This is a genomic window from Desulfonatronospira sp., assembly GCA_003563255.1.
Classification (GTDB): domain Bacteria; phylum Desulfobacterota; class Desulfovibrionia; order Desulfovibrionales; family Desulfonatronovibrionaceae; genus Desulfonatronospira.
Map to the genome: position 1 here is coordinate 1 of PWSL01000456.1, position 16,749 is coordinate 16,749.

The following is a 16,749-nucleotide window of genomic DNA, read 5'->3' on the forward strand; positions in this document are numbered from 1 at the left end:
TATTGTTCCCACGCTCTGCGTGGGAACATTCCCTGGACGCTCCGCGTCCACAATGACCGCAGGAGCGGTCGGGCTACGCTCCCACGCAGAGCGTGGGAGCGATAAACCCCCAGATTATGCAAGCATTATGTAACACTTATTTTATGACAAACTCTTACTCCTGAAACCCTGTCACAAAAAACAAGAAACTCTTCTCTTTATTGTTGCGGACAAAGCATCACTATGGCGGCATATCAGTATTTTTCTAATCCATGTTGATTTTGAAATAAGATGAGGCAATGGTCAGGTCTGTGGAGTCGTAATATTTACGGATTGGCGGGCAAGCACGTAACACTACAGCGACACTTTGTGTTAATTTTTGCCTCGGCCACCGGGGACAGATGTGACTGCAAAAAGTCATTTTTGCAGTCACAGACGTCTGAGATCAGAGGTCAAAGGTTGATTGAGCCCGCCGATTTCCAGAGACTGAGTCAATGGTCAGAAAGAATCCTCAAAGCCCAGAGCTTAGACGAAGTTTTGAACGACAGTTAACAGGAATCAATAATCTACATAGATCATTTTTTTACTGCCTGTCACGCCTGCGGCGTGATTAAACAAACAACAGGTTTCCGTGCCGCAGGCGGGTTTAACTGGGGACTTCTGACCTCTGATCTCTGACTTCTGACTTACAGCTAAACTAAACAGACTTCCTTACCTGCGTCTCTTTATCCAGCCCCCCCCGCACCACAGCTGCCAGTTCCTTGAGTTGATACGGCTTGCCCATGAAGCCTTTGGCCCCGCACAGAAGAATGTCCTGCTCATGGTTGCTGGCTGCGTATCCGCTGGCGATGACCACCTTGACAGCGGGGTCGAGCTGCAAAAGTTCCTGGAGGCATTTACGGCCGCCCATGCCGGGCATGTTCAGGTCCAGCAGGACCAGGTCGATGGACTGGCCGTACTCTCCATAGATATCCAGGGCCTGTTCACCGTTGGCGGCCACTTTCACACTGTATCCGAGCATTTCCAGGGCTTCACGGGTCAGTTCCCGGATTTCCGGCTCGTCGTCCACTACCATGATGGTTTCACTGCCGCCTTGAAGCGATGGCTCGGGCATTCGCTCAACTTGCGCGACGTCTCCCTGTTCCACGGCAGGCAGATAGACCCTGAAAGTGCTGCCCAATCCCGGCTCGCTGTAACACTGGATGTATCCGCCATGGGCCTTGACGATGCCGTAGACCGAGGCCAGCCCCAGACCTGTCCCTTTGTCCACCTCCTTGGTGGTAAAGAAGGGATCGAAGACATGGTCCATGATCTCCCTGTCCATGCCGCAGCCGGTATCCGAGACGGTCAGGAGCACGTGTCGCCCGGAGTTTGAGCCGGGGTGCGCCCTGACAAACCCCTCGTCAACCAGGACATTCGCGGTTGCAATGGTCAACCTGCCGCCATCAGGCATGGCGTCCACGGCATTGCCCGCCAGATTCAGCAGGACCTGCTGGATCTGCACTGGATCCCCGGATACCGGCCCGGCAACAGGGTCAAGGTGCAGGTGCAGGTCGATCATCTTGGGAATGGTCCTTTCCAGGATCCGGGCCATGCCATCCACTTCCTGATTCACATTGATCCGCATCCTCTTGAATTCGGCCTTGCGGCTGAAGAACAGAAGCTGTTGGACCAACTGGGCGGCCCTGTCCATGGAACTGGTCACGACCCGCAAACGTCTCGCATCAGGGTGATCCTCGGGCTTGCCTTGTAAAAGCAACTCGATATTGCCGCGCATAGTGTGGAGAAGATTGTTGAAGTCATGGGCCACGCCCCCGGCCAGGATGCCCACTGACTCCATCTTCTGTGCCTGCAGCAGCTGGGACTGCAGCTTTTCTCGTTCAGCCTCTGCCCGCTTGCGCTCGGTAATGTCCCGGATCACATACACCATGCCCACAGGTCTGGACTCCTTATCGTGGATTACAGCACCGTTGACCTCCGCGTCCAGAATGGTGCCTTCATCAAATCGCAACTGATATACCTGTGGGCCGATATCCTTTTGAAGCCTTGTCCGGGCGTTCTTCATGGCCCGCAACTGGTCATCACCGGCAAAGAAAGAAAAGAGGTTCTTCCCGCAGATGGTCTCCCTGGGAAGATAGTCCAGACCGGGAAAGGCCATTTCGTTGACAAAGGTTATGGTGCCTTCCAGGTCCGACCTGATGATCAGGTCCGGGACGGTCTGCAGTATCTTGCGCTGCATCTCCTCGCTTTCCAGCAGGGCATCCTGTGCCTCGTCCAGGGCCTGTTTTGTTTTTATGGCGTCCTGCAGCCGTAATACAGCGACAGGAAGGATATCCAGAAAGTCGGCGTCCTTGGTCAGGTAGTCCGACGCACCCAGCTTCATCATCTCCACAGCCAGGCGCTCGTCGCCCTGTCCGGTCATAACGATAAAAGGGATTACCATCCCGTCGGCGGATAACGCTGCGATTATCTCCCTGCCCGTCATGTCCGGAAGAGACTGGTCCAACAAAATCGCTGCAGGCACAGAGGCGGCAATCCGCTCCAGGGCTTGAGCCCCGGTGGCGCAACCGACAGCCTTGACCCCGGACCTCGACAATGTTTTGATGACCAACTCCCGCAAGCTGTTGTCATCTTCAATTACAAGAAAATACTCTTCCGGTTTTCCGGTTTTGCTTTTCATCCTGATATCCACCGGTTTTATCAGTGATTCCCGTTGATCGTCGGCACCATTACAACCGTAAGAAACAGTCCGAGCTGCCGTATGGCATCCACGAACATATCGTATTCCACGGGCTTGGTGATGTAATTGCTGCAGCCCAGGGTGTGGCAGCGCTCCACCTCCCGGGGGTCATCGGTGGTGGTGATCATGATCACCGGGATTTTGCGCAGTTCCTTATCCGCCTTGATCCTCTCCAGCACATCGGTGCCATTCATCCTGGGCATGCGGATGTCCAGCAGCAGTACGTAGGCCTCCCCGGTTTTCCGGTGCGGGCCTTCGCCGTTGCGGAAGAGAAAATTCACCGTCTCCTGTCCGTCCCTGAAATGAATAATCGGGTTGGTGATGCCCGCCCGGGCGAGGTTCTTGCGGATCAGCTCGGCATGCCCCTCATCGTCCTCGGCGATCAGAATTATGACTTCCTGGTTCATGGATTTTTCTCATGAATCTGATTTCATACTTCTCCCAGCCCAACGCTATTGATTTTTCCAGGCCGGCGGCATGCTCACAATAAACACGCTGCCTTTACCGGGTTGCGATTCAACCCTGATCTCGCCGTACATCCGGGAAAGCGTCTGCCTGGCAATGGTCAGCCCCAGTCCTTCTCCCTCGGTTTTTTCGGGTTCCAGGCGGTGGAATAGCTCGAAGACATACTCCTGATGGTTCTCGGCGATGCCCATACCATTGTCCTCGACCCGATAGACCGCACGGTCCGCTTCCATCGCGCCCCGTATCTTTATCTTTAACGGCCGGTCAGGATCGCGGTACTTGACGGCGTTGTCCATCAGGTTCGAAAAGACCTGCATCACCTGTACTGAATCGCCCCTGCAGGCCGGCAGGTCCTCCACGGTCAATTCGGCTTCTGTTTCCTGCAGAGTAAACGCCAGGGATGAGGCAAGTTGTCCGATACATTCGTTCATGTCGATATCCTCGATCTGCAGGGCGGCCCGGCCGGAACGGGAGAGTTTGAGCAGCCCCTTGAGAAGGTTGTCCATCTGGCGGGCGCCGGCCCGGATGCGGACGATGGATTTTTTCATGTCCGGGAGTTCCGTGCGCAGGGCTTTTTCCAGTTCCTCCATGCCTTTGCCGCCATCAAGCATGGTGGTGAGTTCCTTGAGCGAGTAATCCAGCTCCCGGCTGAAGCCGTCCACGTTGACCAGGGGCGAGCGGAGGTCGTGGGAGGCCACGTAGACGATCTGCTCCAGCTCCTTGTTCTTGGCGTCAATAAGCGCCTGGATCCGCTTGGCTTCTGTGATGTCTATGTGGGTGCCAACAGTCCGATCGGTCAAATTCCCCCTGCTGTCACGAAGGGTCTGTCCCCGTGACCAGATCCAGATCCAGTCGCTGTCACGGCTCTTCATGCGGAAATGGTTTTCATACATCCCGACCGACCCGCCGGCCAGATACTCCGAAAAATGCCCGGCAGCCTTCTCCCGGTCTTCGTTATGGATCAAATCGATCCAGACTTGTGAGAGATTGGCTGAACCGTCCATGGTGAATTCATCCGGGTCATACCCCAGCATGGTAAAATACTCGGGGCTGCACCACAGGTAGTCCCTGTCCCGGTGGTATTCCCACGCGCCGGTGTTGGAAACGGCAATGATGGACTTGAAGCGGGCCTCGCTCACGCGCAGTTCCTCCTCGGCCTGCTTACGCTCGGTGATGTCAATATCGCTGCCCCGATAACCACTGAGGATGCCGTCTGAATTGAACTCAGGAAAACCGTTGGAAGAGACCCAGACTATATGGCCGTCCTTGTGCATCATGGCTTTATCCAGATCAACAACAGGGTCACGTTGCTGAAATATTTCCATGACCGCCGTCTTGAAAACCTAACGGCCTTCCTGGGGATGCAGATCGTAGAAGTACATCCTGCCCACCAGTTCCTGGGGATGGTAGCCGATAAGCTCCACGGCCACATCACCTACATGGGTGTAGAGACCATCGGCGTCCACCTCCCAGGTCATGGTACGGCTCTGCCTGGCAAGCTGGTCATAGCGCTTGTTGCTCTTTTGCAGTTCACCGGCCGCGTGTTCCGCATCGCGGCTCTTTATTTCCGTATCCCTGATGGTCTGCTTCAGTCTGCCGACCATTGTGGTGATGGCCTGTTTCAGCTGGTCTGTTTCCCCATAAAATCGACCGGATGTTTCAAAGTCGAGGTCGCCCTGGGTGACTTTTTCCGCATAGACCCTCAAGGCCTTCATGGGGCGCTGTATAGAGGCAATGAAGAAAACGGCAACAAGCATGACCGCTGCCAGGACCACGCTTGTTACGCTGATGACGGTCATGCGCATCCGGGCTGTCTGGGCCGCAATGTCATCCACATACACCCCGGTGCCTATTATCCACCCCCACGGCTGGAACAGCCTGACATAAGAATGTTTTAAATACAGTTCCTGCGTAACCCCATCTCTGGTGGGCCGAGGCCAGTCATAGACGACAAAACCGTCCCCTGTCCGCGCAACCACTTCCACAAAGGCCTGAAAAAGGTTTTTGTCCCGGCCGGGGATGTCCTGGGCCCTTCCATTCTCACCGAATTCCATGCTTGCAGCGCATTCAAAGAGGGGATCATCCAGAATCCTGCCGTCCAACTCCGGTTTTGTAGGGTGCATGATCATTTTGGGGAAAGGCAGAGTGTCATCGTTGATCCAGAGGTAATCATTGTCTCCGTACCGCATTTGCCGGATGCGGGTCATGGCCCGTTCCTGGGCCTCCTCCCTGGAAAATTCGCCCAGCCCGGCCCGCTGCTCATACTCCGCAAGCAAGGCATAGGAAACGTCCACGATGTTCTTGAGCCCCTTCTTGCGGTCGCTGAAAGTCTCCTCCTCAACCATTGGCAGAAACCAAAACAGGATGACACCGGAAAACAAAACCACAGTAAGCACCAGAAGACTGATCACCTTGGACCCAATACTGAGATTCAATAACATGCGCAACATAACATATTTTGTCCTCTGGCCTGTTTTCCAGTTTACAAACAAGTGCAGATTATCCGCAACCATTCAGGGGGTCCTCGGTTGTGCCTACCGGCTACATGGCCGCTTCGTCCCCCTGGCCGCTTCGGGGCAAAAGAGACTGCCCACGGAATACACTGAATATCACGGAATATGCGTTGCTTCGCAACGCTTTAAAAACTTCTGTGTCCTTCCGTGTGTTCCGTGGGCAAAAGCTCTTGGCTTCCTTTGAAGATGTGACTGCAAAAAGTCATTTTTGCAGTCACAGACGTCAGAGATCAGAGGTCAGAGGTCAGTAAAATCAAAGTGTAGCATGGGGACTGGCTCTCCCCGCACTTCTTTTTAAACGTGTCAGCCATCTTTCAGAAAAATAAGTGCGGGGGTGCCTGTCCCCTGCTTTCCTTAAAAGCGCTAAACAGATACGTACAAAGCGCCTGAACTGTTACCTGATTCCTGACCTCTAGCACATGCAAAATGACTGTTTGCAGTCGCATCTTCTGATTGCGGGGCCTGTCACAGCCATGATGCTGCTGACCCAGAATAACACTGCATCAGCAAGGCTATCGCTGCCACGATTTATTCAACTCGGCTGCTGCCTCCTGCAGTTTCCGGAATTCGTCTTCCAGAGTAGACATCAAGGTCCCGGCCCTGTCCAGCTGTCCATTGCTGCAGGCTTTCTCCAGCTTCAGTGCAACGACGCTCACAGTCTCGGCACCTATAGTACCTGAAGAACCCTTTAACCTGTGGGCATGAACCCTGGCCTCATCAAGATCATTTTGTTGAAGATATCCAGCAAGAGTCTTAATTTCTTCAGTGGTATCCTTCAAAAAAATGCAAACCATCTCCTCCGCGAACTCTTTATCGCCCGACATTCTGCTCAACAGCTCCTTTTGGTTCAGGATCAGGGGGATTCTGCTGTCAGAATCTTTATCTTGATGGACATAATACAGTGCATCAGCTTCCCTTGCAATACAGTCTTTTTCCGACTGCAGGACAGTACATTCCTCTGCCTGTGATCCACTGTTTCTGTCCATGCTTTCTGCATGGAACGGCAGCCATTTGTCCAGGGCTTCCGCCATGCTGCCTGGATTAACCGGCTTGGCCAGATAATCGTCCATGCCGGCCTGCAGGCATTTTTCCCGGTCCCCGAGCATGGCCCCTGCAGTCAGGGCTATGATAGGTATTCTTAACCGGGCGGCACTCCCTGCATCCATACTCCCGATTACTTCTTCAGCAGCACGAATGCGCCTCGTGGCTTCAATTCCGTCAACCTGGGGCATCTGCACATCCATGAGCACCAGGTCATAAGGGATGGACTCCAGTGCTTTCAGAGCTTCGAGGCCGTTGGCCACAGCATCGGCGTTCACTCCCATATTTCTGAGCATGGCCAGAGCTACCTGCTGGTTGGTGATATTGTCCTCGGCCAGTAATACCCGGGCCTTTCTTCCGGACAGATCAGGAATATTCTGTCTGGCTTTTTCCCGGGCCCGATGTCGAGTAATTATTTGTGCTTCAGGGGAGGGGCTCCTGGACACAGCCATGGCCAGACAGTCGTGCAGCTCCCGGTGCAGAACCGGCTTGGTCAGGCAGGCACAGAAGCCTGCTTCCTTCAGACGTCCTGCATCACCGCGAAGGCCCAGTGAAGTCATCATGACCAGCTGCAAATCTTTTGTTTTCGGATCGCTGCTTATGGCACTGCCCAGGGTCTCGCCGTCCATGCCCGGCATCTGCATATCCAGAATTGCCAGCTGATATGGATTATCTTCTTCCAGTGCCCTGTATATGAAACCCAGAGCGGAAGGTCCGTCTGGAGCCTCATCCGGTCTCATGCCCCAGGACCTGAGCCTGGTCATGAGAACTTCGCGGTTGGTGGGGTTGTCATCCACTACCAGAACTCTAATATCCTGTAGATCAGCCGGCACAGGCGGTTCAGGCTCATCTGGCTGCAAAACCTGCATACAGACCGTAAACCAGAAAGTTGCACCTGCACCCTCCCGGCTTTCCACTCCTATTTTCCCGCCCATCATCATGGCCAGCTGCCTGGATATGGCCAGTCCAAGTCCTGTTCCGCCGAATTCCCTGGTCACTGAGGCATCCACCTGGGAAAAGCTCTCGAACAGCAGCCCCTGCTTGTCCTCCGGGATGCCGATGCCGGTGTCGCGGATCGTGAATAAAAGCTCCACAGTCAGGGGGTCACACTGTTGAGCTGTAATGTCTGGTTCATGAGACAGGCGGTTCGCCGGTTGATCACTGACCTCTGACCTCTGATCTCCGACCTCTGATTTTGACACCCTGACCACCACCTCGCCCTGCTCAGTGAATTTCACCGCGTTTCCAGCCAGATTGGTCAGGATCTGACGCAGTCGTCCGGGGTCGCCGGTGAGTCGGTCCGGGACGTCCGGGTCCGCGCTACAGATGAATTCCAGGCCCTTTTCATCGGCCTTGAAGGCCATCATGCCCGCAAAATCATCCAGCATGGTCCGCAGATCAAAATCCAGACTCTCCAGTTCCAGCTTTCCGGATTCGATCTTGGAAAAGTCCAGGATATCATTGATCAATGCCAGAAGGGACTCCCCGCTGGAACGCACTGTCTCAGCGTAATGCCTTTGCTCTGCATTCAAGTCGGTATCCAGCAAAAGACCGGTCATGCCTATGACGCCGTTCATGGGTGTACGGATTTCGTGGCTCATGTTGGCCAGGAATTCACTCTTGGCAATGGTGGCGGCCTCAGCCCGGGTCAGGGCCGTGTCCAGTTCCAGATTCTTCATCTCCAACTGCCCGGAGAACCGGCGCAGCTTTTCCTCGGCCTGTTTGCGCTTGGTGATGTCCGCATAGATGGCATAGCCACCCACGATCTCATCCCGCTCCTGGACCGGGCCGCCTTTGAGTGTGACATTTTTGGGCTCACCTGACCTTGTGTACCGGACTGTGTCCAGTTCAATCTGCTCACCCCTCAATATTCGGGGGGATCCATATTCATGGACCTTTTTATATGGGTCCACCACGGTATTGATGTTCTTTCCCCGGACCTCATGCAGAGCGTATCCGAACATTTTCGTAAACATGTCATTGACGTTGACTATACAGTGTCCGGTATCGAAAAAGACTATTGCGTCGTTGGTATTGGTGAACAAGGACTCGAAATGTGCTTTCTGGTGTAGAAGCTCCACCTCGACCTGTTTGCGCTCGGTAACATCCAGAATAAAGCCGTCGAGAAACACGATCCTGCCGTAATCGTCAGGAATGCCCCTGCCTTTCTCGTGCACCCAGCGGATGGCTCCGTCCTTGTGACAGACCCGGTATTCAATGTCCCACGGCCTGCCTGCCGATATTGCATCTTCAATGCTTTGGGTCACGAAGTCCGTGTCGTCGCGGTGAATAACGCTTTCATAGGTTCGCACTGCATTGTGGATGAAATCACTGGCCGGGAAACCGGTCAGAAGGCTTATCATGTTAGTCATGTAGAGCATGGTCCAGTCTTTGTCATACTTGCAGCGGAAGGTTACTCCAGGGATATTGTCCACCAGGGATTGATACTGATCCCGGGTGTGTTTGATTTCTTCCTCCACCCCCTTTTGCTCCGTGATGTCATCGGCCGAGCAGACAACATACTCCACTAACCCATGATGGTTGATCTTAGGGGACTTGTTGATGAAGAGCAGGCGCTGCCGGCCTGAGGCATCAGGTACCCACTCCTCGGTGCGCACCGGTTTGCCCGTAGAAAAGACCTCGACATTGCTCCGGCGGCAGACTTCAACAATGTCCTCAGGGAAGATGTCGTACATGTTCCTGAAGGCCAGGTCTTCGGCTTTTGCTCCGACAAAGTCCGCATGGGCTTTGTTTACGGCCCCGTAAGTATACTCACCGGTCAGGTACCAGACCTGGGTCTGGATGTTGTCCAGCAGGATACGCCGTTCCAGGGCGGCCAGTTCCAACATGTCGGTGCGAAGTTTCAAGTCCATCTGGTTGCGCACCCTGGCCCGGACAATAAGCGGATTAAAGGGTTTGGTAATGCAATCAACCGCCCCAAGTCTGAAGCACAGTTCTTCATCCCGGTCCTGGTCCGTGGCGGTCACGAAGATCACCGGGATGCTACAGGTACGCTCATCAGCCTTGAGCCGTCGACAGACCTGGTACCCGTCCATGTCCGGCATGAGGATGTCCATCAGGATCAGGTCCGGAACCTTTTCGCCTTTTGCCAGTTCCAGGGCCCTGGGGCCATTCGAGGCCTCCAGCACATGGTAATCCTCCCGGAGCAGATTGCCCAGTGCCTGAATATTGGCCGCCTGGTCGTCTACAATCAGGACAACGGGTTTTGAGGGTTTTTGATGCTCATTCATATCCTTCTCCGACTTCCGACCTCCGACTTCCGACCTCCGACCTTTGAAATTTTCACCAAGCGCCTAACGCGGTCTATGCCCGTAACCCAAAAAAATATTCTCACGCAAAGGTGCAAAGGTCGTCAAGGAAAGATGCAAGAAAAAAGCTTCATGATTTCAAAGGGTTATATCACAAGCACACCTGAATACTTGATAATCTAGAAAAATGCAGCTAGTATTGAGTGTTGTACAAGAACTTTTGACTGTCAAGCGGGAATAATAAAATGAAAAAACTGCCTATCGGGATTCAGACCTTTGAGAACTTGATTCAGGAAGGGTATTATTATGTGGATAAGACCCATTTTATCCATCAATTGACCTCCCAGGGCAAATACTACTTCCTGTCCCGGCCCCGCCGGTTCGGCAAAAGCCTGCTGGTGAGCACCATCAAGGCTGCCTACCAGGGAAAGAAGGACTTGTTTCAGGGGTTGTACCTGGAGGAAAACTGGGAGTGGGACACGTCTCACCCGGTGCTGCATATCAGCTTCGGGTCCGGTGTTCTGCACAGTGTCCAGGACTTGCACATTCGTTTTACCGCTATTCTGGAAAGTCACGAACGAGAATATAACTTCATCGTGCATGACAATGATTTGCGGGAACGATTCCTCAAGGTCATTTATACTCTGTATGAGCAGTACGGCCGGAGAGTGGTCATCCTGGTCGACGAATACGACAAGCCCATTCTGGACAGTATTGAGAATATTGATACCGCCGTGGCCATCCGGGAGGAACTCAAGAACTACTACTCGGTGATCAAGGATGCGGATCCATACATACAGTTTGTGCTCATTACCGGAGTGTCCAAGTTCAGCAAGGTGTCATTGTTCAGCGGTTTGAACAACCTGGAAGATATTACTCTGGATAAAAAACTTTCAACTTTATGTGGATACACTCAGGATGAACTGGAGACTGTTTTTGCTGATCTTCTGGAAGATGTGGACCTGAAACAGGTCAGACTCTGGTACAACGGCTATAACTGGTCAGGCAGAGAGGTTTATAATCCCTTTGATATCCTGCTTTACCTCAAATCAAAAGAATTCTCCAGCTACTGGTTTGAGACCGGAACACCAAGTTTTCTCATCAAGCTTCTCTATTCAGGACAGTACTGCATACCCGACATGGAGAACCTTACCGCGGGTGAAGAGATCGTGGGCAGTTTTGATCTGGAGAATATTACGGCCGAAACCCTGCTTTTTCAGGCCGGATATTTAGCCATTGCCCATTTTGAGCAGATAGGGTCTTTTCGTCGTTATACCTTGACCTACCCCAATATGGAGGTCAAATCCAGTCTGAACAACGCTATCTTGAGCACTCTAGCCCAGGACCGCCTGGCCAAGACCAGGAACCAGTCCCACCTGATAGATGCCCTGCTGTCCAATGACCTGGACAGCCTGAAAGATATTTTCCATGCCTTTTTCGCCTCAATCCCCCATGACTGGTACCGCAAGAACCAGCTGGCAGGATACGAGGCCTACTACGCATCAATCGTCTACTGCTACTTCGCCGCCCTGGGCCTGGATGTACAAGCGGAAGAGTCAACCAATAAGGGCCGCCTGGACCTGTGCATTCGTTTTCAGGGCCGTGTGTATATCATCGAATTCAAAGTGGTGGAGCTTACCGGCGAAGGCGCGACTCTGGAGCAGATCAAGTCCAGAGGATACGCTGAGAAGTTCGCAGGGCGCGAGGTGTACCTGATAGGCGTGGAATTTTCCAGTGCAGAGCGCAATGTGGTGGGGTTTGAGTGGGAGCGGGTGTCGGTATAGTATTGTTCTTCTGTTTAGCGCTTTGCATGTGGCACGGGGACTGGCTCTTCCGGGACCCGCTTGTCCCACGAAGTAAGTGCCGGGGTGCCTGTCCATAAACACTTCTTGTTCCCAGGCTCCAGCCTGGGGACATCGCTTTTTTGTAGCTCCAGACACATTTTTTTTGAAGCGGCTGGTGCCGCAAGAACTAAGCGTTCCCAGGCTGGAGCCTGGGAACGAGAGGCAAAGCGCCTGTCCCCAATTGAGACAGGTTATAAATTATTGAAGTTTCGCTGTAGTGATACTAAGCGCCGAATAAAAAAACAGCCCGATATTATGTGCACATGCACAAGTAGTCAGACATGATCTCGTAAAGAGGCCGCCTTTTCAACCGCCTGATAGATCTTATCCAGGGTAAAGGGCTTTTCCAGCACTGCTGCTATTCTGACCTGCCCAATCCAGGACGGGGCATACTTCTTGTACTCTGAAAGCCAGATGCAGGGAACTTCTTTGTATCTGTGCAGCATTTCAAGGTTGGCTCGTTCCTGAATACCTGCGGAACATACCAGTATGTCCGGGGAATAATCCGCGGACTTAACTTTTGTCAAAATCTCCAGTTCATGTCCCTTGTCCCGGAGTACATCCTCAAGCATCATCTGCAGAGAAACGTCAGAGCACAGAAGAGCGATCTTCAGCTTTTTGATGCAGAGAGGGTCGGGAACTTCTGGTATCATTGCAGCAAGGTCACGGCTGAGCCGGCTCACTCTTTCCAGGCCTTGCGGTTCTGCAGCAACAGCATCATAGCCCATGTCCCTGATAGCCTGCACCAGGTTTTCTGTTTCAGAAAGCAACTCGCCGAAGGACTTGTTCTCGTTTCCTTCCTGATCCTTACCGGAATCGAAAACAGAACTCTGAAGCAGGTTTATCAATGATTTCTCCCAGAAATCCCTGGATTCCGTTACCAGATATTTGCTTCTGGGATCTGAAAAAAGCGTGTATGCGGCTTTGTACACGGCCATTGCTCCCGGCGAAGCAGGACGTTTCAGGACTGCAAGCTTTTGTTCAGCAGTTGAGGTACGGAATACCTGCTCTTCAGGAATTGTTCCTAAACTGGAAATCTCCAGCTGCAAATATTTCTTGCAGGCTGAGGCAAAACCATTTTTAATCTTTTTGATGTTCAGCCCTTGGGGTACCTTGTTTAATAGCAGCCTGGGGGGGTGATGCAGCCCGCTTTGCTTCAGAACTTTCAGCAGGGCATACCCGTCTGTAAGCGACCCCGGTTCCGGGTTTATGATGATTATAAGCTCCTTGGCCGCCAGACAAAAGGAAACCACCTGTCTGTTAATGCCGGGTGAGTTATCCAGCAGAACAAAATCGTATCCTTCCAGGCTTGTGAGCTTGTTAATAAACTCTTTTTTCTTGGCCTTTTCCAGGTCAGCCAGAGCAGAGAGCCCCGATCCTCCGGAAATCACGTCCAGACCTGGATAGACTGTGTTAACTGCTTCAGGCAGAGATTTGTCATTTAAAATGACATCTTCAAGGCTCAGGCTGGGTTTAATCCCCAGGATTACATCAACATTGGACAGCCCCAGATCTACATCTATCAGGCATACCTTTTTACCCCGCACAGCCAGAGCGGCAGCCAGGTTGACCGCAATAGCGGTTTTTCCTGCCCCGCCCTTGCCGCTGGCTATTGAAATAATCCTGGTTTTTGGCATTAGTTTATGTTCAGGGAATCGTAAATATAAGTCAACAATGTTTTTATGTGAAAGGGTTTACGCATGCAGCGACAGTTACCCTGCTCCAGAGCCTCTTGCATTTCCTCATGGGTGGCCATTCCGGTAATGACAATGACAGGCAGGTGTTCATTAATTTTTCGGAATTCACGCAACAGGGAAAGACCGTCTCGCAGGGGCATCTTGATGTCCAGAAGCAACAGATCATAATAGTGGTTGTAAAGCTTATCCAGGCCTTTTTCACCATTATCCGCAGTATCCACGATCATGTTTTCGTTTTCCAGGGTTTCCTTTAATATGTCCCGGATATGTTCCTCATCATCAACAACCATAATTCTGGGAAGCGCCTGATCATCGTTTGCAGACAAAGGGCGCTGTGCTTTGGGTGCTGGTTTGAGCTGGTCTATATCCACAGGAAGTACAATTTCCACCCGAGTTCCTTTCCCAGGCTCACTGTGCATGTATATCCTGCCGAAATGGTTGTTGATGATTCCGTATGAAGTGGAAAGCCCCAACCCAGTGCCCTTGCCTTCTTCTTTTGTAGTATAAAAAGGATCGAAGATTTTGTTGAGATCTTCACTGGATATGCCTTCGCCCTCGTCATGAATACTGATAATAACGCTGCTGCAATCCTTGGAATGTTCTGTGCCGACGGTAATAGTGCCTCCCTCTTTTTCCATGGCATGCTGAGCATTGATGAGCATGTTGAGGAAGACCTGCTCCAACTGCCCGGGATCAGCCATTATTGCCTTCAAATCAGGAGCATGGTTTCTCTTCACTTTGATATCGTACCTTTTAAACTCTGAGCTCAGCAGTTCCAGAACCTTGTCAATTATTTTATGTACATGGGTTTCGATCAGATCAGGCGGAGTTGGTTTTGCAAAGTCAATGAGGTTGGCAAGGATTTTACTGATTCTGTCGATCTGCTCGGAAATAAGAGACAGCTCCTTTTGTTTCTTTTCATCTTTTTCCTTTAACTGCAGCAACTGGGCTCTGGCCGAAATAATGGCCAATGGATTGTTTATTTCGTGGGCAGCCCCGGCTGCCAAAAGACCCACAGCTGCCAGACGTTCAGTCTGCATGTGCTGCAATGTCAGCTTTCTGTTCTTCCATAGGGTTTGGGTTAGTTCTTCTGTAGTTTTATCCAGGTTATCGTAGAGTCTTGATTTTTCAAGACTTGCGGACAGAATTCGGGTGGTTTGAAAAAAGAGCTTACGTTCCTGTTCCTGGAAATAATGCCATTCAGGCTTGAGTAGTATGCCCAGTTCACCAGACATTTTATCCTGGTTTTGAAAACTATATATATGGAACATGGAGTGTATACCGTAATTACACGTACCAGTGGAGCTACTTCTGTCCTGATATTTTGAAAGTATTTTTTTTAAATTTTCCGGAATCTTCTGGTCAACATGTTCCCATACAGGAATGCCGTTGCGATCCAGGAAACAAAGCAATTTCCTTGCTCGTCCGTCATCCTTCCAGACAACTCCTTCCAGTTCCCTGGTATTGGGATCAATGACATAAAAAAAGCCTGTACGCACTGGATCGAATCTGCTCAATGCTTTGGCGGCTTCTCCCAGAATAGCCTGTTTATCAAAAAGTGGAGTAAGGCGTAAGGAAAGATCCTGGTTCAGGTTAAGAATCTCATGGTATTTTTCAAGCTGTTTGTTTTTTTGGTCCAGTTCAAGACTGAGGGCGGAGAGTTTTTTATTTGCTTGTTTGACTGTTTGAAGAAAGGTTGAGTTGAGATCGCTTTCTAAATCGAAAAATTCTGCCATGCGGGAAAAGTTTCTGGTAACCTCCTCTTTGACAGCATCCAAGTCTTTATTCTCTAGTCCAAGGTTCAGCCTGCTTTGTCCCTGTGTCAGAAAATCACAGGATATCTGATAGTCGCAGAAAATTTCATGAGCCAGTTCATTGGACTTAATAATTATTTTCTGCAATTCTCTGCTGTCCACGGGAATATCCTCAGGATCAAGCTGATGATGCAGCCATATGCTGTCCACTATATATTGTGGCAACCCCCACTGGGCTGCCAGGAGCTTGCCGATAATGCAATGGTTGGTATCCAGAACGGCTTGTTCTGCCTCGAGTATATGCAAATTTTGTTTCTGCCTGAGATCTTCAATTTTTTGATGGCTTTCAGGAAATATGTCTATAATGACCATTTTGCCGATGTCGTGAAGCAAGGCCCCGACAAAGGCTTTCTCCTTCAAAGATGGGCGGATTTTTTGAGAAATGGCTTCAGCAATGAGGGCTGACAATAGACTGTGAGACCATAACTGCCTGGATTGTAAGTAGAGGTCGCTGGTGGGATCTGCAAGATAGTCACTGAACATAACCCCCAGAAGCGCGCATCTTACCTGAGACAGTCCTGCCAGGGCTATGGCCTGTTTAGTGCTGGTTATTCTTTCTCTGAAGCCGGCTTGTACATTATTAACCAGCCTTAGTACTCTGGCTGTCAGTACAGGATCTGATTCAATGATTTTACCCAGAGCATTGAGATCGATATCGTCATTCATGGACTGGGTCAGGGCCTGTATTGCCACAGGGGGGATGACTGGAAGATCGTCAATTCTTTTAATCAAGGAGCGCATGCCTTGACCGTAAACAACCTTTGAAGGGCTGATGGAAGGGTTTTTTCCATGCATAATACGCTTGCTCCTGGAGTTATTTTTACTAACGCTGGCCTGTGCCCGCAACCCAAAAACATATTCTCACGCAAAGGCGCAAAGGTCGCCAAGGAAGACAGGATACCCCTGCTTCGCCTCTTAATCTTTGCGTACTTAGCGTCTGGCCTGCCACGCGCTTCGCGTGGTTCAATATTTTCTTGTTTATCCTGACAGGATTTCAGGAGTAAGTCACTAACGCTGGCCTGTGCCCGCAACCCAGATAAGAAAAGAGTTTTTTGCCCACAGATCACACCCAGTGAAATCCGTCCCAGTGAAACCCCCTTTGGGGAGTCCCATGGGACTGTTTCACGGGATAAACTGCGCTGAGACTTCGTCTATTCCACCGGGCAGGCAGATTGATACAGATATAAGAGATTGAAGAGATATATTTTTTTCCTTGCGGGAATAACACTACAGCGAAACTTATGATTGACCTCCGGGGACTGGCTCTTTTGCCGCCAAATTTTTGGAGCAATTACTATCACTACAGCGACACTTTATTTGAACTCGAAGGGGACTGGCTCTTTTGCCGCCGAGAGCCCAGCCATTTTACGGTTTGAGTTCGGCAAAA

7 protein-coding genes and 1 pseudogene are annotated in these 16,749 nt (G+C 51.4%); 1 reads left to right on the forward strand and 7 read right to left on the reverse strand.

Translation table 11 applies throughout. The features are described from left to right. Positions 1–676: 676 nt before the first annotated feature. The 5 genes and pseudogenes from QZP87_RS13400 to QZP87_RS13420 form a co-directional block, all read right to left on the reverse strand. Positions 677–2,659, reverse strand: coding sequence for a response regulator (locus tag QZP87_RS13400; protein ID WP_291323426.1), 1,983 nt, complete (start codon positions 2,657–2,659; stop codon positions 677–679). A 20-nt stretch (positions 2,660–2,679) separates the two neighbouring features. Beyond that, positions 2,680–3,126: a response regulator gene (locus QZP87_RS13405; protein WP_291323427.1), complete on the reverse strand. Its 447-nt coding sequence runs from the start codon at positions 3,124–3,126 to the stop codon at positions 2,680–2,682. A gap of 45 nt (positions 3,127–3,171) precedes the next feature. Continuing rightward, entirely contained in the window at positions 3,172–3,795 is a 624-nt protein-coding gene (locus QZP87_RS13410) for a HAMP domain-containing sensor histidine kinase (protein ID WP_363331024.1), read from the reverse strand. 141 nt (positions 3,796–3,936) lie between these two features. Further along, positions 3,937–5,697: pseudogene (locus QZP87_RS13415) on the reverse strand (cache domain-containing protein); the annotation flags it as partial. Positions 5,698–6,209: 512 nt separating this feature from the next. After that, positions 6,210–9,989 carry a response regulator gene (locus QZP87_RS13420; protein WP_291323428.1) on the reverse strand — a complete coding sequence of 1,260 codons (3,780 nt, stop codon included), beginning with the start codon at positions 9,987–9,989 and terminating at the stop codon, positions 6,210–6,212. 263 nt (positions 9,990–10,252) lie between these two features. On the opposite strand from QZP87_RS13420, the gene QZP87_RS13425 reads away from it, so the two are divergent. Further along, complete coding sequence (locus QZP87_RS13425) at positions 10,253–11,791, forward strand: ATP-binding protein (protein WP_291323429.1); 1,539 nt, start codon at positions 10,253–10,255, stop codon at positions 11,789–11,791. A gap of 335 nt (positions 11,792–12,126) precedes the next feature. Here QZP87_RS13425 and QZP87_RS13430 read toward each other — a convergent pair whose 3' ends face one another. Beyond that, the gene (locus QZP87_RS13430; RefSeq protein ID WP_291323430.1) at positions 12,127–13,488 is read right to left on the reverse strand and encodes an AAA family ATPase; all 1,362 of its coding nucleotides are present in this window, start codon (positions 13,486–13,488) and stop codon (positions 12,127–12,129) included. Continuing rightward, positions 13,488–16,157, reverse strand: a complete 2,670-nt coding sequence (locus QZP87_RS13435) for an HDOD domain-containing protein (RefSeq protein WP_291323431.1) — start codon at positions 16,155–16,157, stop codon at positions 13,488–13,490. The genes QZP87_RS13430 and QZP87_RS13435 overlap by 1 nt, the downstream gene beginning before the upstream one ends. Positions 16,158–16,749 lie beyond the last annotated feature (592 nt).